The sequence below is a fragment of the Fundicoccus culcitae genome, assembly GCF_024661895.1.
GTDB lineage: Bacteria > Bacillota > Bacilli > Lactobacillales > Aerococcaceae > Fundicoccus_A > Fundicoccus_A culcitae.
This window is the reverse complement of record NZ_CP102453.1, coordinates 2,425,904-2,448,501: the sequence shown is the minus strand read 5'-3', so window position 1 is coordinate 2,448,501 and position 22,598 is coordinate 2,425,904. Positions and strand designations below refer to the sequence as shown.

Sequence of the window (22,598 nt, the reverse complement as noted above, 5' to 3'; positions counted from 1 at the left end):
CATGGAAAATGCAAATGTAAAACAAAAAACAACTGTCAAAGACTGGCTCATTGAAAATGCGCTAATCGTCGTTATTTTATTAATGGTCGTTTATACCGCTATTTCAGCGGATAACTTTTTAAACTTCCATAACTTATCCAATATTTTATCTAATGTGGCGGTCCGTTTCATTATCGCTTTGGGGGTTTCTGGTGTCCTAATTATTAAAGGGACCGACTTATCAGCAGGACGGATTGTCGGGATGGCGGCGGTTGTCACGGGGACTTTATTACAAAGACCTGACGGCGCAGGAATTTTATACGGCAACATTGCTGGAACGCCTATTCCAGTCGCTTTAGTGGTGGCCATGGCGGTCGGTTTAGTCTTTGGTTTAATTAACGGTTTGATTATTGCTTATTTGAAGGTACCACCCTTTATCGCAACCTTAGGAACACAAATTGCGATTTTCGGTTTAAACCAATTGTATTCACAAAACCGTCCAATTGGTTCACTAAACCAATCATTTACGCGCTTTGGTACCCAAGGGCTGCGCATGGGGCCGGTTACGATTCCTTGGTTGGCTTTTGTAGCTATCGGCGTGGGGATTGTGATATTTATTTTATATAAGAAAACGGTCTATGGTAAAAATATGTATGCTTTGGGGGGCAACGAGGTGGCCGCGGAAGTGTCTGGGGTTAACACCAATCGGACAAAAATTCTGGTTTTCTCTTTAGCGGGGCTCCTTTACGGTTTAGCGGGTTTCTTATTGACAGCTAAGACAGGTTCAGCGGCCGTTACTTTAGGGACAAGCTACGAGTTGGAAGCCATCGCGGCTGCCACCATCGGTGGGGTTTCAACCACGGGTGGGGTTGGTACAGTGCCGGGTGTCTTAATCGGGGTGCTAGTCTTTGAGTTACTGAAAACGTGTTTGCAATTCTTAGGTATTTCGCCGGAATTAACGTTAGTGTTCCAAGGGGCTGTTATTGTTATCGCCGTTGCTTTGGATATCCGTAAAACGTTACGTCGCAAATAAACACTGGTTAAGAGATTGTTTGGGTGGCTCACCATTCAAACAATCTTTTTTACTAAATATCTCTGTTTTAGGCGATTGAAATCATCTATAATTGATTTATTGAACTTGTGAAATGGGAGGTGTTTCCGTGTTAGATGTCTTAATAAATGATATTTTAGGCACGCCAGCTATTTTGGTTGGTTTATTTGTTTTGGTGGGTTCGGTGTTGTTAGGTTCGCCAATAGCTGAAATTATTACTGCAACGTTTAATACCATCATTGGTTTTATTATGTTAAATCTTGGAGCCGGTATTGCGGCTGATACCTTAGATAATTTTTCAGCCATGTTTGTGGAAGCGTTCGGAATCCAAGCAGCTGTCATGTCGACGGATGCGATGGGGGCTTTGTTACTAGAGGAGTATCCTTCGGCAACAGTGATTTTTGTGTTGGCGATGGTGTTTAACTTGTTGATTGCGCGGTTCACGCGGTTTAAGTATATTTATTTGGCTTCGCATTTGGTCATGTACTTGAGCGCGATGTTTGCGATGATTTTTGAAGGCTTGCCTTATTGGCCTGCTACCATTATGGCTGCAATTCTGATTGCGATTTATATGGCGGTTTCGCCGGCTTTGATTCAGCCGTTCACGCGTAAAATTACGGGTACGGATGAATTTGCGGTGGCCAATGCGGGCTCGTCTTCATTTTTGATTGGGGCTTTGATGGGTAAGTTGGTGGGTGATCCTTCGCAGTCAACGGAGGATATGAATGTGCCGCAATCCTTAAGCTTTTTAAAAACACCTGCGATTTCGATTTCGTTGACCATGAGTATCTTATTCATTGTCTTAGCGGTGTTAAGTGGTCAAACCTTTGTTGAAAGTCAGTTGTCTGGCGGGACTAATTATATTTTCTTTGCCTTTATGCAAGCCATCTATTTTGCAGCCGGCATTGAGATTTTGATTACCGGGGTCAATATGGCCTTGAAAGAAATTGTCCCAGCCTTCAAGGGGATTGCTAATCGCTTGATTCCTAATGCGGTTCCTTCTTTAGACTCACCTGTGATGTTACCTTACGGTTCTAATTCATTGATCCTCGGTTTCTTAGTCTCGTTGGCGGTCGGCATGTTGGGAATTTTTGTCTTACCGATGGTCGGTTTGCCCATTATTATTCCTGGGATGCAACAGTATTTCTTTTTAGGCGGTATCACAGCCATGTATGGTAATGCGACCGGTGGTTACAAAGGGGCGATTGCCGGGGCGTTTGTTGTAGGCTTGGTGATGGTTTTCATGCCCGCCATTTACATGGTTTATGTTGGTGACCCAACGGATAATATCGTTTTTGGGGATAGTGACTTCCTGTTTATCGGTGTGTTCTTTAAGTGGTTTGTGGGGTTGTTTAGGTAGGTAGTGGAGTTGGGGGTGGAGTTGGGTTGGTAAGTGATTGCGTGACCACTCATTTGTCACATTTGCTGAGTAAGTGGAACAAACTCGACCAGTATATTCCACATAACTGAGTAAGTGGATCTAACTCTGTCTGAATATTCCACATAACTGAGTAAGTGGAACGAACTCGACCAGTATATTCCACATAACGTAAGCAGGAAACGTATGACCATAAAACAGACTAACAATAAAGCTATTCGGTCATGAAATCAGGTGTTTCATGGCCGTTAATTTGACAAACCGCATCATATTCCCCAATTCCTTTCCCCGAATGATGATGAAAGCAAGCTTCTCCATCCCACGCCAGTTTTTCAGGCTCCTACACCTCCTGCTGACAATCCGTGTCACCTTACCCTTGTTGATTGCAACACAAACCCAAATCGTATAACACCATAACCCACCCACACCTCATCCAGCCACCAACCCAAAACAAAAGACATAGGCCGCGACCTATGTCTTTTAGCAGTGATATTTAGTTTAATTAATCTCACCCGTGGTCATTTTGATGAAGCGACGGATGCCGAAGTAGCCCATGATAAGGGTCATCACAACCATCCCAAGAAGACTCACCCAGATTGGGAAGCTTGGGAGTTGCGGGGTCATGACGAAACGTAGCGCTTCGTTGACGTACAACAAGGGGTTGATTAGGACAAGGTATTGGAACCAAGGGATTGGGCTTAGGGATTCCCAGGTGAAAAAGACGCCACCGGTGAAAACGAGGGGCATAAGGAAACCTGGGAACATGGCCGCTATTTGCGACGGTTTGACAATGGTGCCGACCAACAAACCGAGGCTGGCGGACATCACAGCGGCTAAGACTAAAATCAAAATGAACAGTGGAACGTCTGACCATTCCATTTGGATATTTAAATTGCTACCCATAAATAACAAGGAAATCGGTAAAACAATCAGTGCACCAATCCAAGCTTCTAGAATTCCGACAAACATTTTGGACGCCGCAATCACACGCACATCCACCGGTGCTAACAGGCGGTCTTCAATTGCACGCGTATTGTTAAAATCCATCGATAAAGGAATCGCCGTCCCGTGAATCCCGGTAACAAGCAAACTCATGCCGACCATCCCTGGAAACATTTGATCAGGAAACGAACGGTCGAGGACGCCGATGTTCGGTAAAACATAACCATATAATAAAATCAAAACGAAAGGCAGCATGGCCACACGGAAAACAAACTCGCCTTTATCCCGCCATTGAATAACCAAATCCCGTTTCACCATGCTTTTAAAAGCGGTCCACGTTAAATTCTTTTGTGTTGTCGATGCCATTTTATTCCGCCCCCTTCATTTCTTTTTTATCTTCTGTCAAATAAATAAATACATCATTCAAGGAAACTTGGCTAAGTCGAATATCTTCTAACGTTGTTCCCAACTCATTCACCCAATTCAAAATAGCATTCAAATCCGGATGTTTCTCAGAAGTATACAACTGCAACACGCCATCTTGAATCGTCACATCATCAATGCCCGGCAATTCCTTAGCTTGTTCCGTATACGCTTCTTTCATATCTTTCAGGCGCAAATACACAATATTATTCGTCGGCATCATGGCTTTTAATTCATCCACGGTCCCAATCGCTTGCATTTCACCCTTATCCACAATCGCCACCCGATCACACAATTGCTCAGGTTCTTCCATATAATGCGTCGTTAGAAAAATCGTTGTACCCTCTTTGTTTAACTCCAACATTTGATTCCACAAAATCTCACGGTAAGCGGGATCCAATCCCGTCGTTGGCTCATCCAAAAAGATAATCTCTGGCTCATGCATAATCGCACGCGCAATTTTCAACCGTTGCGCCATCCCACCGGAATATGTTTTAACATAATCATGTTGGCGATCCGTCAAACCAAACTTCTCCAAAAGGTCATCCGCCCGCTTATTGGCAACATCCTTATCAATCCCAAAATACATGGCATGATAAATCAAATTCTCCCGCGCCGTCAAACCCCGATCCAAATTATTATGCTGCGCCACTACCCCAATTTTCTGCCGCGCTTTCGCAGGGTTATCCACTAAAGACTCCCCATCTATATAAATATCGCCGGATGTCGATATGAGTTGTGTCGTCAACATATTAATCGTTGTACTTTTCCCCGCACCATTCGGTCCTAAAAACCCAAAAATCTCACCCTTTTTCACATCCATCGTTATCCCTTTTACCGCCTCATGTGGTTTCCCAGACTTAGTCGCATAAGCCTTCTTCAAATTCTCCGTCCGTAAAATAACTTCAGCCATCATAATCCCCTCTCTCTAGGTTTACATTTGTAATCTAAATATAGTTTACAACCGTAACCCAAAAATTGCAAGCTTTTTATATAAATATCCCTGCTTTTTTGAAATTGAGGTGTAAACCGCAGTAAAACGGGATCGAATATTACGGCTAGCGCCTATTTCGTCACGAATTTCTTGGTTTGCTGGCGAAGCCCACATACTTCCTCGCCACCTATTTAATTTGCTGGCGAAGCCCACATACTTCCTCGCCAGCTATTATTTTTATTCTCTTTTGACAAACGCGTATAGGGAAATCACGAAACGCTATATGCGTTTGATAAATACCTATTGAAAACAGTGAAAGGCTACTCCTACTAACTCCAACTGATAGGTCCGAATTGAGTTACCGCCAATCCGGGCTTCATTTGGCGGGCGCAACTTGGGTGACAGCCAAACCAGCTGCCATTTGGCGGAACACAGCTGAAATCGTCCTCCCACATTTGGCTTTTATGCCTTAGTGCGACAGGTTGCCGGTCGTCGTTTTCGCAGGAAGTCCGCCAAATTAACTTGCCGGATCTCACCTGTAATTGTCGTCCGGCAAATTAAGATATTTAACGAAAATTATCATTAATGACTTGTCTGCCACTTCCCATTTACTAGCGCCCGCCAAACAACTTGCCATTTGGCGGGCGCAGCCTGAGTGACAGCCAAACCACACTTCATTTGGCGGGCGCAACTTGGGTGACAGCCAATCCAGCTGCCATTTGGCGGAACACAGCTGAAATCGTCTTCCCACATTTGGCTTTTATGCCTTAGTGCGACGGGTTTCCGGACGTCGTTTTCGCGGGAAGTCCGCCAAACAGGCTTGCCGGATCTCACCTGTAATTGTCGTCCGGCAAATTAAGATATTTAACAAAAATTATCATTAATGACTTGTCTGCCACTTCCCATTTACTAGTAACCGCCAAACAACTTGCCATTTGGCGGGCGCAGCCTGAGTGACAGCCAAACCACACTTCATTTGGCGGGCGCAACTTGGGTGACCGCCAATCCAGCTGCCATTTGGCAGGTGCAACCTGAGTGCCCGCCAATCCAGCTGCCATTTGGCGGGCGTAACCTGGGTGACAGCCAATCCACACTCCATTTGGCGGGGGCTGAGTCATAGCGTATTTTCTGATAGACAAATGAAAAGCAAGTGTGCTATAGTATGAAGCAGTTAGAGACCTTTAAATCAGTACGAGATACTTGTAAGGTAACGGGATGAAGCATATTGTTTTTTGTGCGCCTTACTTTAGAGTAAGGCGTATTTTTTATGCCAGCGGGTCTTTTCCAATTCATAGGAGAGTGGGTGTAGCAGCGATATTTAGTTAGGTTTTTGTCCTTTAAGAAAGTTCTGTGAGGCTTTTCAAGGGTTACGTCTTGACCCATAACAAGACGAATAAATAAAATTATGGAGGTTGTGTGGATGAATGCGAAAGATAATGAAGTGATTGGTTACTTGCCGGATGAGCGGCCTGCCTTTGGGCGGTTGATGTTATATGCCTTGCAACATGTGATTGTCATGTTCCCGGCGACGGTGGCGGTGGCCTTAATTACTAATTTTCATATTTCGACGACGATTTTTGCGAGTGGGTTGGCGACGCTGGCATTTATTCTGGTGACAAAGGGTCAAATCCCCTTGTATTATGGCTCTAGTTTTTCATATGTTGCGGCGATTGCGGGTTTGATGGGTTCGGAGGCTTTGTCTGGCTTACCGTTGAATGATAAAATTGCTCATGCTCAATTTGGAATTATTTTATCGGGTTTTGTATCTATTATAGCGGGGGTCATTGTCAATAGGTCAGGTAAGGATAAAATTGAAAAAATATTGCCGGCAACGATCACGGGGCCGATTGCGATGATTATTGGTTTAACGTTAGCCAGCAATGCTTTGTTAGACGCCACGTCGATTGCGATTGATTCGGCGGGTACGATTGGGGTGGCAGCTGATCAAATTCAATTAGCGGAGAATATGGCTTGGGTTATCTCACTGGTTACGCTCTTATCCACTATTTTGTTTTCGGTTTATTTAAAAGGTCTGTGGGGGCAACTGCCATTAATTTTGGGACCTGCGGTAGGATTGGTGACAGCTTTAGTTGTCCGTGCCGTTACGGGCATTGATTTATTTAAGTCTTTACCCGAAGTAGCGAATCAAGGAGTCTTTGCTTTACCAATCTTTACGATGCCGATTCCAAACTGGGCATCGGTGGCGGCGATTATGCCCATTGCCTTGGCGACGATTCCTGAATCAACCGCGCATGTTTATCAACTTGATATCTATGTCAACGACTTGGCAGAGAAAAAAGGTAAGCCACGTTATAACATCGCCGATAAATTGGGCTTAAACCTGATTGGGGATGGGATTGGTGATATTGTTTCTGGTTTCGTCGGTGGTCCGGCTGGAACGAACTACGGTGAAAACATTAGCGCCATGGCCATTACACGGGTTTATTCCGTTCCCGTCATTATTGCTGCGGCCATTATCGCCATGGTGATTGCCTGTTTCACGCCTCTAGTAAATGCCATCTATTCGATTCCTAATGCCGTCATCGGCGGTTTAGAAATTTATTTGTTTGGGGCTATTGCGGCCCAAGGCATTGCGATTATGGTGGACAAGAAAGTCGATCTTTTCGATTCAAAAAATATCGCTGTTATCGCTACGATTATGATTATCGGGGTTGGTGGTCAGTACGCTTTTGGGGGTAATATTCCTTTCTTCGGGATTGAAATCCCATCCGTGGCTGGAGCTTCCATTTTCGGGATTATCTTGAATTTTATTTTAAACTTAGGTAGTAAGAAAGAAGCAACCGTATAAGGCTTTAACGTTAAAGAGACTGTATGCATTGAAGATGCGTGCAGTCTCTTTTAATCATTCAATGGATTCGCGGCTGACTAGTTCGACGGGGATTAATATCTGTTTACCCTGTTGCTTATCATCGCCATCGATAAACGCTAGTAAACTTTTAGTTGCTACGCGGGCAATTTCTTCGGTGTTTTGCCTAATAGAGGATAAAGTCGGCGTTGAATATTGAGAACTTGGGACATCATCGAAACCAATCACTTTTAGTGAAGCAGGGATATTTATTCCTAGGGTCTTTACGATTTTAAGAATTTTCAAGGCAAGAATATCATTGGTGGTGAAAAAACTATCGGTTTCGGGATGTTTGGTTAAGAAATCAGTGACTTGTTGGGTAATATCATCCTGTTCCGTGCCTAAAATGAGTTGGTTGACCGTTTCATCAAAGTACAAACTGTTCTTTTTCATGGCGTCAACAAAACCTTTCGCCCGCTCTTTTGAAGATGAGGTCAATAATTGATGTAGAACAATGACCGGTTGCTTGGATCCCAATTCAATCAACTTTTCGGTCGCAATAAAGCCTCCCTGATAGTGATTGGACGAAATGAACAACGTATTTTTTTCATCTTTAGGCTTGCGGTCAATACAAATGTAAGGAATGGTCTTTTCAAAATTGAACTCGATGCCTTCTTCGCTCGCCCCCGAAATCACAATGATACCATCGACGGACTTACTTTCTAAAATAGTTAGGTATTTTTGCTCCTTATCTGAGTTGCGGGCGGTGTTACAAATGATGGTTGAATATCCTAGTTCAAAAAACTTTTCTTCAATTTGCTGCACGACATCCGCAAAGAAGTAATTTGAAATATCCGGAACCAAAATACCGATGGTAAAGGATCGATTCATCCGCAAACTTTTGGCACTAAAATTCATTTGATAGCCCGTTTCTTCAATCACTTGAAGGACTTTTTGCCTCGTTTCTTCAGAAAAACGCCCATTATTATTAATAACCCGCGACACGGTCGCTACAGAAACCCCACTTAAGCGGGCTATGTCTTTAATCGTTACATTTCTCACTTCATTCACCTCTTTTGGGTAATCGATTACTAAAGAATTGATTGATGCTGGCGCTGATTGCATTGACCTCCCTTGTCCCGGTACACGTGGTGGTATTACTACGGAAATGATTCGTGAGTTGGTTGAGTTCACGCACCGCTACAAACCAGGCACCTTGGCTATGTGTTTCTTGAACTCTTCCGTTGAATGTGCTGACCCTGCCACTATTTCGCAAGTGGCTTTAAAAATGAAAGAAACTGGCGCCGATATCCACGCCATCGGTGACGGTGGGTTCGGTGGTTGTACCCCACCTAAAAACATTTATCAACTGTCCGTTTCACTTAAAGGTGAACACTACACTTGGTTTAGAATGGCTAGTGTGAATAAATAACTGACGTACTAAGGTGGGAAATGAAAAACGGCTATCACAAGAAAAATTGTGGTAGCCGTTTTTTTGTGGGGTGGTGGGTTCGATGGGGGTGATGGGTTGGTGGGGTGGTGGGGTTGCCGGAGGTCATTTTACGACGACGTCCGGCAAAGTTAGTTGGCGGACGTCAGCTTGAATTGTCGTCCGGCATTTCGGATAGTCGATGGATTTACGGTGGTTTACCGGCTTTCGCGCTTACTTCCTTATGACAATAAAACCGCTCATTGTCACTCAGATTTTTTCTCATGACAATAAAGCCTCTCATTGTCACTCAGATTTTTTCTCATGACAATAAGCACGCCCATTGTCATTCAGATTTTTTCTCATGACAATAAAGCCTCCCATTGTCATTCAGATTTTTTTTCATGACAATAAAGCCTCTCATTGTCACTCAGATTTTTTCTCATGACAATAAAGCCTCCCATTGTCATTCAGATTTTTCCTCATGACAAGCGGGAAGTGAAAGATCGTCAAATTGATAAGGTACCTTTTTCTCTCCCGTCCGCCTCTCAGGATTTCCTCTGGCGGTTGGGGGCGCCAATCCGCCTCTCAGACTTCTCTCTGGCGGTTGGGAGTGCCAATCCGCCTCTCAGACTTCTCTCTGGCGGTTGGGAGTGCCAATCCGCCTCTCAGACTTCCCTCTGGCGGTTAGGAGTAAGCGAGAAGTTAACGAGCGGTTGTTTGCGATGCATCAATGTGATAAAAGGCTGTTTTTCTTAGTTGAATCATCTCAATTTGAGATTTTTTCAGAAATCGTCAGTTTAAAATGATTATTCTGGCCACTGCTAACAGTGTAATGACTTGATCAAGCATTTGCCTAATAATTTTTGTGGATTTCTTCCATTCCAAAGGTGGTCTATCATAATCTGACGATAACTCACTTCCCACTAACCGTCCGTCGTCCGGCATTTGAGAGGGTCAAGATGTTTTCTCCGATTTGCCGGCTTTCGTTTCCCATCGTCGTCCGGCAAGCATAAAAGGCGGACGTCAGCTTGAATTGTCGTCCGGCATTTTGGAGTGTCGTTGCTTTTTCACCGATTTGCCGGATTTCGTTTCCCATTGTCGTCCGGCAAAGTTAGTTGGCGGACGTCAGCTTGAATTGTCGTCCGGCATTTCGGAGAGTCGATGTATTTTCATCGATTTGCCGGCTTTCGTTTTCCTTCGACGTCCGGCAAAGTCAAAAGGCGGACGTCAACTTGAATTGTCGTCCGGCAAAGTTAGTTGGCGGACGTCAGATTGAATCGACGTCCGGCATTTGAGAGGGTCAAGACGTTTTCTCCGATTTGCCGGCTTTCGTTTCCCATCGTCGTCCGGCAAGCTTAAAAGGCGGACGTCAGCTTGAATTGTCGTCCGGCAATTCAGAGGGTCAAGGCTTTTTCTCCGTTTTGCCGGCTTTCGTTTCCCATCGACGTCCGGCAAGCTTAAAAGGCGGTCGTCAGCTTAGATTGACGTCCGCCTTTGAGGGGTTTCTTGGCATTTTCCCGTTCTATAAGGTGATTTTTACTTCAAATGCGTGTTCACATTGTGGGCAGCGTACGGTGTGGCTGCCTCGTTTGCGTGGCAAGCGTAAGGTGGTGTGGCATTCAGGGCATTGGCGGTAGCGATGGGTCCGAATTTCTTTTACTTTGCGGAACCATAAGTGGGTTTTTGTTTTTACTTTTTTGCTTAAACGTAAATATCGCTGATTCTCCGCTTGGCGGGCTGTGATATTTTTTGAAAAAACACGGTAGAACATCCAAACAATCAGGGCTAATGAGGCGATATTTATTAGAGGGTTTTGGGCAAATAATTGAAATAATTGCAGAATAATAAAAATAACGGCGAGGGCGATGTAAAGTTGATCGGCTCCATAGCGGCCGTACATAAAGCGGCTGAGTTTGAGTTTTAAATTGTTAATTAGAGTTCATTCCTTTCTGTCGTTTAATCTATTATAATGGAAAAACATAAACTTTGTATAAACTTTTGGTAAAATAGAGAAAAAGGAGGCAAGTGGATGGAGTATTGGGATTTATATGATAAGGAAGGTCAGTTGGTGTCACAGAAGCATCCGAGTAGCGAACAAATCCCGGATGGCTTGTATCATCTGGTGGTCACCTTACTGATACAGCACGAAAATGGTCCGATTTTGTTGACGCAAAGGAGTCACGCTAAAAAGATTTTTCCTGGCAAGTGGGAAGCGACGATTAGTGGTCGAGTGCAAGTTGGGGAGGATTATGTGGCGGAGATTCAGCGGGAGTTAAAGGAAGAATTGGGTTGGCAATTAAATGACATCGAGCTGATTAATTCCGTGGTTGATGAGCAGTTTCAGATTATTATTTATAATTTATATGCTAGAGTGGATGTGCCGCATGATCCTATTGTGTTTAACGAGGCAGAGATTAGTGATTATCGATGGGGGTCGGTGGAGGAGATGTTGTTGTTGATTCGGCAAGAAACGATTATTGAATATAGCAAGCGAGATTTTTCCTTGTATCCGTTGGTGCGGCTGGGAGAAAACTAGTTAAATGAAACGCAATAAATAAGCCGCAAGTTTGATCATAGTGTTAAGAACGACTCACTATGATGATACTTGCGGCTTTTTGAAGCAAAGATATTTATTTAAATTATTTTATAAGCCAGATAACACCATATTATAAAGTACGGCGCCGATGATTCCGCCTAATATAGGTCCGACAACCGGGATCCAAGCGTAACCCCAATCAGAGTCGCGTTTGCCTTTAATCGGTAGGAATTGGTGCACAATTCTTGGGCCTAAGTCACGGGCTGGGTTGATGGCGTAACCGGTTGTGGCTCCAAGGGAAAGTCCGATGGCTAAGACGATGAGACCCACCATAATGGGTGCTATACCGCCAGCTAGATTATTTGGACCCATGGCCATAACACCGACAACTAAAACGGCTGTACTTAACATTTCGCCAAATAGGTTGGAAAAGACATCGCGTTTTGCAGGTGCGGTTGAGAATGAAGCTAAAACAGAGTCAGCGTCTGAAATTTCCCAATGGGGTAAGTAATGGACATAAAGCACAATCGCTGCTAACATAGCGCCTAATAGTTGCGCAATAATAAATCCTGGGACAACATCCCAACTAATGGCACCGATGGTTGCCATGGCAATTGTCATGGCTGGATTAATATGTGCCGGACTATAAAAACCTGAAACCAGAACCCCAATCGTTACGGCCGCAGCCCATCCTAACGTAATCATAACCCAACCTGTACTTGTTGCTTTGGTGTCTTTTAAGACCGAACCTGCGACAACCCCATTCCCTAGAAGAACCAGAATAAATGTCCCAAGAAATTCGCCAACGTATTCCATGAATATTTCCTCCTTGTATAATAAATTATTTATTGATGGTTAATGCGTCTAATTGTTCTACAATGGCTTCAATCGGTGAGTCTACTTGCAATAAGGCCGCTGCGGTATAGGCGCCTTCAACTAGGGGCACACTGTATACGGTGACCTCTTTATCACTCATTTCAAGCGCTAATTCCAAATTGAGTCTGGCACTACCTAAATCGAAAAAGGCTAAGAGTTTATCTTTAGCATTGCTATCAATGGCTTCTAAAGCACCATCAAAACTTGTACCAATGCCACCATCTTCGGTACCACCAACATAAGTCACAGCAACATCTTTTGCGACTTCTTGAACTAAATCATAAACCCCTTGGGCAATGTGCTTAGAATGTGAAACGATAACAACTCCATATTCTGACATTATTTTTCACCTTCCACTTCGATTAACGCTTTAAATAACAGACCGGATGAATAAGCACCTGGGTCAACATGGCCCATCGAACGGTCGCCGACGTAAGAGGCACGTCCTTTGGTGGCCTTCATTTGGGCCGTGGATTGCACCAATTGATCGATGCTTTCATCGGTTAATGTTCCTGCTTGCAGTGCTTGCGCGACTGGCACCCAAACATCATTCATGGTTTTTTCGCCGGTGGTTGATTTCCCTCTTTGCATAATACTTTCGGCCGCTTGCTGGATAGCTTCGGGGAAACTGCCTCCTGCTTGCATACTTTTAGCCATGCCTAGAAAAGCAGAACCATATAATGGCCCAGCTGAACCGCCGACTTTACTTAAGAGATTTTTGGCAATAATTTTTAAGGCTGTCGGAACATCGCCTGGTTGACCTTCTTCCAGTCCTTCCCAGACCGCATTCATACCGCGTACCATATTGCTCCCATGATCCCCATCACCGATGGGGGTATCAAGTAAGTTTAGCGTTTGTTTGTTTTCATTTATTTTTGCGTGAAAGATTTCCATCCATTTGATTGTTTGACTAACATCCATCGTTAACACTCCTTAAATCCAATTTGCTGTCGTTACATCTGCCTCTAAATGTTCTAACCAATTAGCATCAGCTAATCTAATCACCGTTAAAGATAGCCCTTGCATTTCAATCGAGGTCATAAAATTACCCACTTTAGTGAAGTCAATGTGTAAATTTTTATCCGCTAATAATTGGTAGCTATCATTAAAGAAGACAAATTGTTCCATCAAAGGGGTTCCACCCATACCGTTAACCAAAATCCCAACAGCTTCATTTTCTTCCCAATTAAAAGCTGCTTCTAATTTTTCAACAATTTCACTAGCCATTTCTTTTGAAGTCGTTAATTTCTCTTTGCGATAGCCTGGTTCACCGTGGATACCGACCCCAAATTCGATTTCGTCATCGGCTAAGACAAAACCTGGTTGCCCTACTTCGGGAACTGTTGCACCGGTTAAAGCCACACCGACCGTTTTAATATTAGCCACCACTTGTTGTCCTAATTCAACTAATTCGTCTAAGCTAGCGCCAGCACGGGCTGCACTCCCTAAAATTTTGTGGACTAAGACGGTTCCGGCAACGCCGCGTTTCCCTTGAGTAAAGGTACTATCTTCGACCGCTATATCATCATCGACAATCACTTTACCTACTTTAATATCGTCCATTTCAGCCAGTTCTTGCGCCATTTCGAAATTCATAATGTCGCCAGAGTAGTTTTTGATAATTAAGAGGACGCCTTGGCCTTGATCAACGGCTTTAATCGCTTCATAAACTTGATCCGATGTCGGTGAAGTAAATACCTCGCCACAAACCGCTGCTTGTAACATGCCGTCTCCAACAAAGCCGGCATGGGCTGGTTCATGCCCACTGCCCCCACCGCTGACTAAGGCAACTTGATTGGGGATATTTATTTGTTTGATGACATTTGTATTGGGAACGCGCTCGAGTAATTGGCTATTTGACCGAACAATACCATTAATCATTTCATCGACAACATTTTCTGGCTGATTGATAATTTTTTTCACAACCGACACCCTTTCTATTTGTGTTGTGTCTATAGTAAAATACTTATATGACAGCAACAATGGACAAAAGTTGTGATGTGTCCGCTTACAAAAATGTAACAATTAATGTAAGCTTATAATGAGAGAAAAAAGAGGTGCTTGCCAAATGAATTATTTTCTAAAAGACATGGGCGACAACCAGATTGTTGACCAATTAATCGACGGCTTTGTTGCAGCCTATTCCCATAGGATTATACGTATCCCTGGCAGTCGTATTATCCAGAAATTAAAGCCGGACAAAGATAAGGTTGTCATCATCAGTGGTGGTGGGAGCGGTCATGAACCTGCTCACATAGGCTATGTTGGCGACAATATGCTGGATGTGGCGGTCATGGGGAATATTTTTGAACCGCCAACGGCTGCAGAAGTGTTCCAGGCTATCCAAGCAAGTTATAATGGTCACGGGACATTATTGATTATTAAAAACTTTGAAAAAGATGTCGCTAGTTTCCTGGAAGGCGAGAGGATGGCAATTGAAACAGGCTATGTGGTCGATCATGTGATTGTCAATGATGACTGTTCGATTGAGTCGGCGACTTTTGAAAAGCGCAAGAAAGGCGTTGCGGGGACGATATTTATTCATAAAATACTGGGCACGGCTAGTGCACAGGGGCTGTCCTTATCCGAGCTGGTTGCTTTGGGCAATCAGACGATTCAAGCGACTAAAACACTAGGTGTCGCTTTTTCAGGCACAAAGCCGATTGGTGATAAGCCTTCACAATACAGCTTAAAGCCCAATGAAATGTATTTTGGCATCGGCATTCATGGGGAACCGGGCTATCGGATTGAAGAAATGAAGTCCTCCGAAAGAATCGCTTTGGAGTTAACCAATAAGTTAATTACGCAGTATGAAAGAGCAGAATTGAAAAGCGTGGCTATAATTGTAAACGGTTTAGGGAGTGCAACCTTGTTAGAGTTGTCGATTTTTTTGAATCACGTGATGCAATTATTAGACATTGCTGACATTGCGGTGGAATTTAAATTACTAGGAAATTTTATGACCTCCTATAATACGAATGGTTTATCGTTAACGTTTTTGAATCTTTTTGATGCAAAGATTTTGGATTTATTACAGGAAGACACGAACGCATTTGCTTGGAAACACTAGTTAGGAATGAACTGAAGCAAAGGAGTCCATATGTCCCATTCAATTATTACAAAAAAGCGAATTGCTAAGGAGTTCAAACAACTCGTCATAGCCGACGGACTCCAAGCGATGAGTATTTCTACTTTAATGAAAAACATTGGTATGCGCCGCCAGTCATTTTATAATTATTTTATTGATAAATATGATTTGGTGGACTGGATTTTTCAACAAGAAAATACCGAATTAATCGATGATAACATTGAGTACAGTCGTTGGGAAGAAATAATCGTCAATCTAATCAATCATTTCAAGCTCAATCGAATGTTTTTAAACAAGTGTTTACTTATTCCGGCCAAAATTCCTTTAAAAAATATCTGAAAGACCATACGGTGAACCTGGTCGAAAAAATCTATTGTTCCGTCACCCCCCACTTGCGCGCTGAATTTGAGCAACAACCCAATAACTACAACTTGCTCATCACCATTTACGCCAATGGCATTGTTGAGTCGACCATCGATTGGATCCTCAATGAACCTGAGAGCTCTGAGGAACAATTTTCTAAGAACATTATCAACTATATAAATATCCTGCTCGATTCACTCGACGAGTTTGCTGAAAACACCCAATGATTTTTTTAATAAATATCACTGCTGTTTTGGCTATAAAATTTTTTAACCCTTCTTTCTAGTTAAAATGAAAGCATCAAATAAAGAAAGAAGGAAAAACAAATGTTTAAACGAAATAAATTAATGGCTTTTGTAGGGATTATCGGTTTAGGTGGCAGCTTATTAGCACCTTTAACAGCAGAGGCTCACTGCGATACACACGCGGGTCCTACCTATGAAGCACTGCAAAATGCCATTGAAGAAAACGACTTTAACCATATTTCTTATTGGGTTCTTCCAGACAGTGAAGCGGAACTAAAAAGCACCTTCGATACCACGATGAGTGTTATGAGTAAAACAGAAGATGAAGAAACGTTACAGTTGGCGGAGGATTATTTATTTGAAAACTTCGTTCGTTTACACCGTGCAGGTGAAGGCGCTCCATACACCGGTATTTCAGACGAAGCGGTCGATGAAGGGGTCGCTTTAGCTGATCAAAGTATTACTGCTGAATCCTTACAACCTTTAGAGGATGGCGGCTTTATTACCGATGAAAACCGTACACATGTCGAAGCAGTCTTTGCTACTTTACTCGAACGGATAGACTTTGATGTAGAAGATACCGAAGCCGGCCGTGCCTATGTCGAATCCTATGTTGAATTTACACATTTGTTCGAAAGTGGCCACGCTGAAGATGTAGAACACCATGAGGGACATTGATTAAGAAGAAGAAAGCAGCTGCTGGTCTTGGGACCAGTGGCTTTTTGTGTGTTTGGGATGACTGGTTGATATAAATGCTAGTTGGTTTGACACCTAGGGTTCTGGGGGGTGTGGGGAAGCGATGGTTGCCAATAGAGCGGGTAATTTGATGAATGCTTGGATGTCTAATGGCTTAGAAGTTAAGGTGGTGGGAGGGGTGTGCCCGCCAAATCGGGGCTCATTTGGCGAGCATTACTTAAGTGAAAGACAAACCGGGATTCATTTGGCGGGCATTACTAAAATGGCCGCCAAACCGGGACTCATTTGGCGGGCATTACTAAAGTGAACGCCAAAACCGTAGCTCATTTGGCGGGCATTACTAAAGTGAACGCCAAACCGGGACTCATTTGGCGGGCTAACATAAGTGGGAAGTGAAGAACCGGCATTTCTCACTTACGCTGCACCAGCGCACACATATTGAAGCATTTGTTGTGTGCGTGATGGGGAGCGCACACATATTAGGGCAGTTGTTGTGTGCGTGAACCTAAGCGGGAAGTGGATAACAAGTCAATTACAATAATTTTCATCATTTATCCTAATTTGCCGGACGTCGATTCTTAATGAAGTCCGGCAAATGTGTTTGGAGGACTTCCCAAGAAAATGAAAGCCGGCATTTCCCAAATTTAGTGGCAATTAGGGTTGGGTTGACATCCAACGCTATGGGTGTCTATGCAAAAGTAAGCAGCTATCACTAAACCGAGTGATTAGATGAACATATATACTTCTACCAACTCAGAAGTTAAAGCGTTAGCGAATCACTTATACTTCTACCACCCCAGAAGTTAAAGCGTTGGCTGAACACTTATACTTCTATCACCTCAGAAGTTAAAGCGTTGGCTGAACACTTATACTTCTACCACCTCAGAAGTAAAAGCGTTGGCTGAACGACAAACCATAGCTCATTTGGCGAGCATTTCTATAGTGAACGACAAACCGGGATTCATTTGGCGGGCTAACGTAAGCGGGAAGTGGATAACCGGCATTTCTCACTTGCCCTGCACCAGCGCACACATATTGGAGCATTTGTTGTGTGCGTGATGGGGAGCGCACACATATTAGGGCAGTTGTTGTGTGCGTGAACCTAAGCGGGAAGTGGATAACAAGTCAATTGCGATAATTTTCATCATTTATCCTAATTTGCCGGACGTCGATTCTTGATGACGTCCGGCAAGTGTGTTTGAAGGACTTCCCGAGAAAATGAAAGCCGGCATTTCCCAAATTTAGTGGAAATTAGGGTTGAGTTGTTACCTAGCGTAATAGGTCAGCTATCGTTAAACCGCGTAATTTGATAAACACTTCTACTTCTACCACCCCAGAAGTTAAACCGTTGGCCAAACACCAACACATTCTTCATTTACCGAGTTAATTTGGCGGGCACCCCCCAACCAACCAAAAACCAACCCAAAACCCGACCACTTCTTAGAAGCAGTCGGGTTTTGGGGATATTTATTTAAAAGGGTTTAATAAATAAAGGATCCGCTAATGATAATAATTACTTGGGCTACTAAGGAGCCAAAGAAGGCCGTGTTGAAGGCGTCTTTGAAGCCGTTTTTGTGGGTAAGGCCGCTGATCATTAGGAAGGTCAGCATAGCGCCGCCATGTGGGACAAGGGTTAGGAAGTTGGCCCCGACGGATGCGACACGGTGAATCATCTCAGGATGCACGCCAGCATCTAAGAAATACTGGCCGTAAGCGGGGATAACAATCCCTAACGCACCTGAGGTTGAGCCGGTGATGCCCGACATAACTGCGGTTAAGACCGTCAAAGCAACCAATGGGCCGCCCGGAACATTGAGCATCAAATCAGCAAAGAACGTAAAGCCAGGCACTGACATCACGACTGCACCAAAGGCCACCGAGGTTGCCGTTGTAATCAGAGGGCTCATCGAACTAACGGCACCGATATTCAGCACTTTCACGATATCGGTAATATAAGGTCTGAATAGGAAATACCCCAGCAGAATACCGATTAACAAGGCAAAGTAGATGACATTGGTGCGCCAGAAGTCGTTACCGAAAACACTTCCTGTAATCGCAATGGTAATCAACACTAACAAAGGGGCAATACTACTGGCAAAAGATGGCAGGTTTTCTAGTTCAATCTCCACAGTCTCGTCGTTCGTATGGGTGGCATAATTTTCACCTTTAGCCAGACTTTTATTTAAAACGTAGCGCATATATGTCAAACCAAAAATAACTGTCCCAATACTTCCTAAAATACTTGGGATGGGCGCAGCGGTCAGCGACGTGCCTAAATATTGGATAGGGATCACGTTTTGAATCGCCGGTGTCCCAGGCAACATGGTCATGGTAATGGTCGCAATCCCTAGCCACAGCGGCACCTGAATCAAATGCCAAGAAATATCCAATTTTTTGAACAGCGAACGCGCCAAAGGAATAATCGCGAACATCACGACAAACAAACTAATCCCACCATAAGTCAAGACCGCACTGATAATAAATATCGCTACTAAGACGCTGTAAGGTTTATCCTTACCAAATTTATCTAAAATATAGTTGGCAATCGACACGGTTGCCCCGCTCTCTTCCATGAGCTTGGCTAAGATAGAGCCCAGTAAGAAAACCGCAAAGAAATTCACGACATAATTTCCCAGTGCGCCCATGAATTGCTGCGAACCTGTACCCAGAAGCGTTTCAAAGATATTCATTTCATTAAACAAGACGACAACCGCTGTAGCGATGGGGGCTGCTATCAAAACATTTAACCCACGAACAGCTAGCAAAATAATAATAAATACACCTAATAACACGCCAATTGAACCTAAAATTTCCACGCATTCACCTCTAATATATTGGATTTATTGACATTAACTACAAACTGTCAACTGTAGCTTCTTGACCTAAATAGTTCATTTTTTTAGCTTCTTCAACGAGTTCTTCTCTAAATTTAGGATGGGCAATTTTAATTAAAGCTGCTGTCCGCTCAAAAATGGTTTTACCTTTTAATTGTGCCGCACCATATTCAGTTACAACCGTGTCAATGTCATTTTTAGAGGTCGTTACAGGTGACTCTGGGTGTAAAACTGGCACAATTGTCGAAATGGTATCTTTTTTAGCGGTCGAGTATAAGCAGATGATACCTTTTCCGTTCTTCGTCAAACGGACCCCTTTCATAAAGTCAGACTGTCCACCCGTTGAAGAGTAGTAATTATCTTGTACCCGCTCAGAATTACATTGTCCCAAGAAATCCACTTGTACAGCTGAATTGATGGCTACCAGATTGTCAATTTGGCTAATGACACTAAAATGATTGGTTACATCACAAGGTTTCATATAAATATCTTCGTTATAGTTCATAAAGTCGTACATTTCTTTCGAACCATAGGCGAAGGTCGCAACGGTTTTGCCTTCATCGAAGGGTTTATGTTGGTTGGTAATAACCCCTTTTTCATACAATTCAACCGCTTTATCTGGAAACATTTCAGTATGCAGACCAATTTCTTTTTTCTCAGTCAAAAATTTCATAACCGCGTTTGGCATAGATCCAAAGCCAATTTGTAAGGTATCTTTATCCTCGACCATATCAGCAATAATTTGGCCAATCGCTAAATCACGTTCATTTAAAGCTGGGTCTGGCGCAGCCGGTAATTCAACATTATTTTCTACCAAAGCACTCACATCACTAATATGGATATGGTTTAAGTCACCGAAGGTGTAAGGCATATTTTCATTCACTTCTAAAATGATATGTTTAGCTTGTTTTAATAATGGACCCACGTAAGACACACTTGTACCTAATGAGAAATTGCCATTTTCATCCATCGGCGACACCGTCGCCATGATGATAGGGTTTTCATCACGCATTAAAATAACGGACGGGATATCAGAAAAATGATTCGGCACTAAATCAATTCTACGTTCATTAAAATCTTTACGATCATAGCCTGATAAGAAAATCGAAATGGTTTTTAATTGCTCTTCAGGGACATCAATCGAAGGTGACATAGGCAACATTCTAAACAAAGTGTTATGGTCTAACGTATCTAAACGCCCAATGGCTTCGTGTAACATAGGTGGCTCACCAGGTGAAATTGGGTAAACAATGGTGTCTTTTGCTTGAATCAGCTTAACTGCCTCATCAGCTGTCGTTAACTTCTCTTGGTACAATGCTTGAATATTTGTCATTAAATGTTCTCCTTTTCTATTTTCCCGTAAAGTTGGCGTCTCTTTTTTCAAGGAAGGCTGACATGCCTTCGGTTTGATCTTCGGTTGCAAAGCACAAGCCAAAACCGTTGGCTTCCAAAATGAGGCTATGGTCTAATGGCAAATCGATTCCTTGATCGATCAACACTTTAGATTGTTCAACCGCAAAACGTCCGTTACTAGCAATTTGCGTCCCTAACTTTTCGACTTCCTCAAGTAAACCTTCTAAGGGCACGACTTTATTAACTAAGCCAATTTTTTCCGCTTCTTCCGCTTTGATATTTCTAGCGGTAAAAATCAGTTCTTTGGCTTTAGCTACCCCTACTAAACGGCTTAAACGTTGTGTTCCACCAAAGCCTGGTACAATACCTAAGCCTACTTCAGGTTGACCAAAACGCGCATTGTCACTTGCAATACGGATATCACAAGCTAAGGCTAATTCACTTCCACCTCCCAAAGCAAAGCCATTGACAGCCGCAATCGTTGGTTGTTTCAAACCAGCGATTTTACTAAATACACTATTACCTAAAGTTGAAAACTCAAAGGCTTCCATAGGATTTTTATCTTTCATTTCTGCAACATTGGCTCCAGCCACAAAAGCTTTTTCACCTGCACCCGTGACAATTAACACACGCACATCGTCACGTCCGTCGATGTCAGTTAAGACCTGATCCATTTCCAGCAAGGTTTCCGTATCTAAAGCATTTAATTTTTTCGGTTGGTTAATGGTTAAATAACCTAAGTTATTTCTTACTTCGAATTGAATCTTATTAAATTCTGTCATTTAACTTACTCCTTTACATTAATAGTTAAAAAATCCGCGACCTGTTTTGCGTCCAAGATAACCTGCTTCAACATATTTCTTTAATAAAGGCGCTGGACGGTATTTCGAATCGTTGAAACCGTCGTAAAGAACTTCCATAATCGATAAAACAACATCCAAGCCAATTAAGTCCCCCAGAGCTAAAGGTCCAATCGGATGGTTGGCACCTAATTTCATGGCTTCATCAATTTCCTCTGCCGTTGAAAGACCTTCACTTAAAACAAAGATGGCTTCATTAATCATTGATATTAGAATACGGTTCACCACAAAACCAGGTGAATCTTTCACTTCAACAATTGTTTTATTCAGCGATTCACCCACTGCACGAATAGCTGCTACAGTCGCATCATCGGTTGTTAAGGCGATATTTATTTCGATGAGTTTCATCACAGGAACGGGGTTAAAGAAATGCATTCCAATCACTTTGTGGGGGCGACCGGTCGCCATCGCTATCTCTGTAATCGATAGGGAAGACGTATTGCTGGCTAAAATCGTTTCTTCAGCTGCGATGGCATCCAATTCTTTGAAGATTTGTAGCTTTAAATCACGTTTTTCCGTCGCGGCTTCAATCACCAACTCAACCTTTTTCGCATGGGAATAATCTGTCGAGGTCGTAATGTTCTCCACGGCTGCATCAACTTCAGCTTGGCTTATACGATTTTTTTCCACTTGTCTTTGGAGTTGATTTTTAATATTAGTCAAACCTTTTTCCACAAACGTCTCATTGATGTCATTCAAGATAACCTTATAACCTGCTAAAGCTAAAACTTGCGCAATGCCGCTGCCCATTTGACCTGAGCCAATTACCATAACATTATTAATATTCACTCTATTCACTCTT

The 22,598-nt window shown here is 43.1% G+C and carries 24 protein-coding genes; 12 read left to right on the top strand and 12 right to left on the bottom strand.

What is annotated here, in order from left to right; genetic code table 11:
* Position 1 precedes the first annotated feature (1 nt).
* Positions 2 to 1,012, top strand: a complete 1,011-nt coding sequence (locus NRE15_RS11095) for an ABC transporter permease subunit (protein ID WP_313792947.1) — start codon at positions 2 to 4, stop codon at positions 1,010 to 1,012.
* A gap of 127 nt (positions 1,013 to 1,139) precedes the next feature.
* Positions 1,140 to 2,390, top strand: coding sequence for a PTS ascorbate transporter subunit IIC (locus NRE15_RS11090; RefSeq protein ID WP_313792946.1), 1,251 nt, complete (start codon positions 1,140 to 1,142; stop codon positions 2,388 to 2,390).
* 516 nt (positions 2,391 to 2,906) lie between these two features.
* Here the strand turns inward: NRE15_RS11090 and NRE15_RS11085 are convergent.
* Together NRE15_RS11085 and NRE15_RS11080 are read right to left on the bottom strand one after the other, a co-directional pair.
* Positions 2,907 to 3,716 carry an ABC transporter permease gene (locus tag NRE15_RS11085; RefSeq protein WP_313792945.1) on the bottom strand — a complete coding sequence of 270 codons (810 nt, stop codon included), beginning with the start codon at positions 3,714 to 3,716 and terminating at the stop codon, positions 2,907 to 2,909.
* Position 3,717: 1 nt separating this feature from the next.
* Complete coding sequence (locus NRE15_RS11080) at positions 3,718 to 4,686, bottom strand: ABC transporter ATP-binding protein (RefSeq protein ID WP_313792944.1); 969 nt, start codon at positions 4,684 to 4,686, stop codon at positions 3,718 to 3,720.
* A gap of 1,441 nt (positions 4,687 to 6,127) precedes the next feature.
* Here NRE15_RS11080 and NRE15_RS11075 point away from each other — a divergent pair.
* Positions 6,128 to 7,516, top strand: a complete 1,389-nt coding sequence (locus NRE15_RS11075) for a uracil-xanthine permease family protein (protein ID WP_313792943.1) — start codon at positions 6,128 to 6,130, stop codon at positions 7,514 to 7,516.
* A 54-nt stretch (positions 7,517 to 7,570) separates the two neighbouring features.
* On the opposite strand, the gene NRE15_RS11070 is transcribed toward NRE15_RS11075, so the two are convergent.
* Positions 7,571 to 8,638, bottom strand: coding sequence for a LacI family DNA-binding transcriptional regulator (locus NRE15_RS11070; protein ID WP_313792942.1), 1,068 nt, complete (start codon positions 8,636 to 8,638; stop codon positions 7,571 to 7,573).
* Here NRE15_RS11070 and NRE15_RS11065 point away from each other — a divergent pair.
* The 3 genes from NRE15_RS11065 to NRE15_RS11055 all read left to right on the top strand — a co-directional run bounded on the left by NRE15_RS11065 (position 8,613) and on the right by NRE15_RS11055 (position 10,221).
* Positions 8,613 to 8,945 (top strand): DUF7916 family protein, encoded by a 333-nt coding sequence (locus tag NRE15_RS11065; RefSeq protein WP_449267329.1) that lies wholly within the window; start codon positions 8,613 to 8,615, stop codon positions 8,943 to 8,945. The two genes, NRE15_RS11070 and NRE15_RS11065, sit on opposite strands and share 26 nt — an antisense overlap.
* 113 nt (positions 8,946 to 9,058) lie before the next feature.
* Complete coding sequence (locus tag NRE15_RS11060) at positions 9,059 to 9,190, top strand: hypothetical protein (RefSeq protein ID WP_313792940.1); 132 nt, start codon at positions 9,059 to 9,061, stop codon at positions 9,188 to 9,190.
* Between the two features lie 728 nt (positions 9,191 to 9,918).
* On the top strand, positions 9,919 to 10,221 hold the full coding sequence (locus NRE15_RS11055) for a hypothetical protein (protein WP_313792939.1): 303 nt from the start codon (positions 9,919 to 9,921) through the stop codon (positions 10,219 to 10,221).
* Between the two features lie 246 nt (positions 10,222 to 10,467).
* Here NRE15_RS11055 and NRE15_RS11050 read toward each other — a convergent pair whose 3' ends face one another.
* Entirely contained in the window at positions 10,468 to 10,845 is a 378-nt protein-coding gene (locus NRE15_RS11050; RefSeq protein ID WP_313792938.1) for a hypothetical protein, read from the bottom strand.
* Between the two features lie 129 nt (positions 10,846 to 10,974).
* Between NRE15_RS11050 and NRE15_RS11045 the strand changes: the two genes are divergently transcribed.
* The gene (locus NRE15_RS11045) at positions 10,975 to 11,481 is read left to right on the top strand and encodes an NUDIX hydrolase (RefSeq protein ID WP_313792937.1); all 507 of its coding nucleotides are present in this window, start codon (positions 10,975 to 10,977) and stop codon (positions 11,479 to 11,481) included.
* Positions 11,482 to 11,589: 108 nt separating this feature from the next.
* On the opposite strand, the gene NRE15_RS11040 is transcribed toward NRE15_RS11045, so the two are convergent.
* From NRE15_RS11040 to dhaK, 4 genes are read right to left on the bottom strand one after another with little or no spacing between them, the layout of a single operon-like run.
* Positions 11,590 to 12,297 carry an MIP/aquaporin family protein gene (locus NRE15_RS11040; RefSeq protein ID WP_313792936.1) on the bottom strand — a complete coding sequence of 236 codons (708 nt, stop codon included), beginning with the start codon at positions 12,295 to 12,297 and terminating at the stop codon, positions 11,590 to 11,592.
* 25 nt (positions 12,298 to 12,322) lie between these two features.
* Positions 12,323 to 12,697 (bottom strand): dihydroxyacetone kinase phosphoryl donor subunit DhaM, encoded by a 375-nt coding sequence (dhaM, locus tag NRE15_RS11035; RefSeq protein ID WP_313792935.1) that lies wholly within the window; start codon positions 12,695 to 12,697, stop codon positions 12,323 to 12,325.
* Positions 12,697 to 13,278 carry a dihydroxyacetone kinase subunit DhaL gene (gene dhaL, locus NRE15_RS11030; protein ID WP_313792934.1) on the bottom strand — a complete coding sequence of 194 codons (582 nt, stop codon included), beginning with the start codon at positions 13,276 to 13,278 and terminating at the stop codon, positions 12,697 to 12,699. Before dhaL ends, dhaM begins: the two co-directional genes overlap by 1 nt.
* Before the next feature lie 12 nt (positions 13,279 to 13,290).
* Entirely contained in the window at positions 13,291 to 14,280 is a 990-nt protein-coding gene (dhaK, locus tag NRE15_RS11025) for a dihydroxyacetone kinase subunit DhaK (RefSeq protein WP_313792933.1), read from the bottom strand.
* A gap of 145 nt (positions 14,281 to 14,425) precedes the next feature.
* On the opposite strand from dhaK, the gene NRE15_RS11020 reads away from it, so the two are divergent.
* From NRE15_RS11020 to NRE15_RS11000, 5 genes are all read left to right on the top strand, one after another.
* Complete coding sequence (locus NRE15_RS11020; RefSeq protein WP_313792932.1) at positions 14,426 to 15,427, top strand: dihydroxyacetone kinase subunit DhaK; 1,002 nt, start codon at positions 14,426 to 14,428, stop codon at positions 15,425 to 15,427.
* A gap of 30 nt (positions 15,428 to 15,457) precedes the next feature.
* Complete coding sequence (locus tag NRE15_RS11015) at positions 15,458 to 15,784, top strand: hypothetical protein (RefSeq protein ID WP_313792931.1); 327 nt, start codon at positions 15,458 to 15,460, stop codon at positions 15,782 to 15,784.
* A complete protein-coding gene (locus tag NRE15_RS11010) occupies positions 15,742 to 16,035 on the top strand; it encodes a TetR-like C-terminal domain-containing protein (protein WP_313794992.1) in 294 nt (97 codons plus the stop codon). The genes NRE15_RS11015 and NRE15_RS11010 overlap by 43 nt, the downstream gene beginning before the upstream one ends.
* A gap of 99 nt (positions 16,036 to 16,134) precedes the next feature.
* On the top strand, positions 16,135 to 16,731 hold the full coding sequence (locus NRE15_RS11005) for a DUF6448 family protein (RefSeq protein WP_313792930.1): 597 nt from the start codon (positions 16,135 to 16,137) through the stop codon (positions 16,729 to 16,731).
* 121 nt (positions 16,732 to 16,852) lie between these two features.
* Positions 16,853 to 17,056 (top strand): hypothetical protein, encoded by a 204-nt coding sequence (locus NRE15_RS11000; protein ID WP_313792929.1) that lies wholly within the window; start codon positions 16,853 to 16,855, stop codon positions 17,054 to 17,056.
* A 1,174-nt stretch (positions 17,057 to 18,230) separates the two neighbouring features.
* Here the strand turns inward: NRE15_RS11000 and NRE15_RS10995 are convergent.
* The 4 genes from NRE15_RS10995 to NRE15_RS10980 are packed head-to-tail and all read right to left on the bottom strand — an operon-like array spanning position 18,231 to position 22,585.
* Complete coding sequence (locus NRE15_RS10995; RefSeq protein ID WP_313792928.1) at positions 18,231 to 19,565, bottom strand: GntP family permease; 1,335 nt, start codon at positions 19,563 to 19,565, stop codon at positions 18,231 to 18,233.
* Between the two features lie 37 nt (positions 19,566 to 19,602).
* Positions 19,603 to 20,916 (bottom strand): acetyl-CoA hydrolase/transferase family protein, encoded by a 1,314-nt coding sequence (locus NRE15_RS10990; RefSeq protein ID WP_313792927.1) that lies wholly within the window; start codon positions 20,914 to 20,916, stop codon positions 19,603 to 19,605.
* A 16-nt stretch (positions 20,917 to 20,932) separates the two neighbouring features.
* Positions 20,933 to 21,718 carry an enoyl-CoA hydratase-related protein gene (locus NRE15_RS10985; protein ID WP_313792926.1) on the bottom strand — a complete coding sequence of 262 codons (786 nt, stop codon included), beginning with the start codon at positions 21,716 to 21,718 and terminating at the stop codon, positions 20,933 to 20,935.
* An 18-nt stretch (positions 21,719 to 21,736) separates the two neighbouring features.
* Positions 21,737 to 22,585, bottom strand: a complete 849-nt coding sequence (locus NRE15_RS10980; protein WP_313792925.1) for a 3-hydroxybutyryl-CoA dehydrogenase — start codon at positions 22,583 to 22,585, stop codon at positions 21,737 to 21,739.
* Positions 22,586 to 22,598: the final 13 nt, after the last annotated feature.

Bases quoted from the DNA above. Each gene is read 5' to 3' on its own strand.
- NRE15_RS11095 (WP_313792947.1), top strand. From the start codon at position 2: ATGGAAAATGCAAATGTAAAACAAAAAACAACTGTCAAAGACTGGCTC.
- NRE15_RS11085 (WP_313792945.1), bottom strand. From the start codon at position 3,716: ATGGCATCGACAACACAAAAGAATTTAACGTGGACCGCTTTTAAAAGC.
- NRE15_RS11080 (WP_313792944.1), bottom strand. From the start codon at position 4,686: ATGGCTGAAGTTATTTTACGGACGGAGAATTTGAAGAAGGCTTATGCG.
- NRE15_RS11075 (WP_313792943.1), top strand. From the start codon at position 6,128: ATGAATGCGAAAGATAATGAAGTGATTGGTTACTTGCCGGATGAGCGG.
- NRE15_RS11070 (WP_313792942.1), bottom strand. From the start codon at position 8,638: ATGCAATCAGCGCCAGCATCAATCAATTCTTTAGTAATCGATTACCCA.
- NRE15_RS11050 (WP_313792938.1), bottom strand. From the start codon at position 10,845: ATGTACGGCCGCTATGGAGCCGATCAACTTTACATCGCCCTCGCCGTT.
- NRE15_RS11045 (WP_313792937.1), top strand. From the start codon at position 10,975: ATGGAGTATTGGGATTTATATGATAAGGAAGGTCAGTTGGTGTCACAG.
- NRE15_RS11040 (WP_313792936.1), bottom strand. From the start codon at position 12,297: ATGGAATACGTTGGCGAATTTCTTGGGACATTTATTCTGGTTCTTCTA.
- dhaM (WP_313792935.1), bottom strand. From the start codon at position 12,697: ATGTCAGAATATGGAGTTGTTATCGTTTCACATTCTAAGCACATTGCC.
- dhaL (WP_313792934.1), bottom strand. From the start codon at position 13,278: ATGGATGTTAGTCAAACAATCAAATGGATGGAAATCTTTCACGCAAAA.
- NRE15_RS11020 (WP_313792932.1), top strand. From the start codon at position 14,426: ATGAATTATTTTCTAAAAGACATGGGCGACAACCAGATTGTTGACCAA.
- NRE15_RS11015 (WP_313792931.1), top strand. From the start codon at position 15,458: ATGTCCCATTCAATTATTACAAAAAAGCGAATTGCTAAGGAGTTCAAA.
- NRE15_RS11005 (WP_313792930.1), top strand. From the start codon at position 16,135: ATGTTTAAACGAAATAAATTAATGGCTTTTGTAGGGATTATCGGTTTA.
- NRE15_RS11000 (WP_313792929.1), top strand. From the start codon at position 16,853: ATGGTTGCCAATAGAGCGGGTAATTTGATGAATGCTTGGATGTCTAAT.
- NRE15_RS10990 (WP_313792927.1), bottom strand. From the start codon at position 20,916: ATGACAAATATTCAAGCATTGTACCAAGAGAAGTTAACGACAGCTGAT.
- NRE15_RS10985 (WP_313792926.1), bottom strand. From the start codon at position 21,718: ATGACAGAATTTAATAAGATTCAATTCGAAGTAAGAAATAACTTAGGT.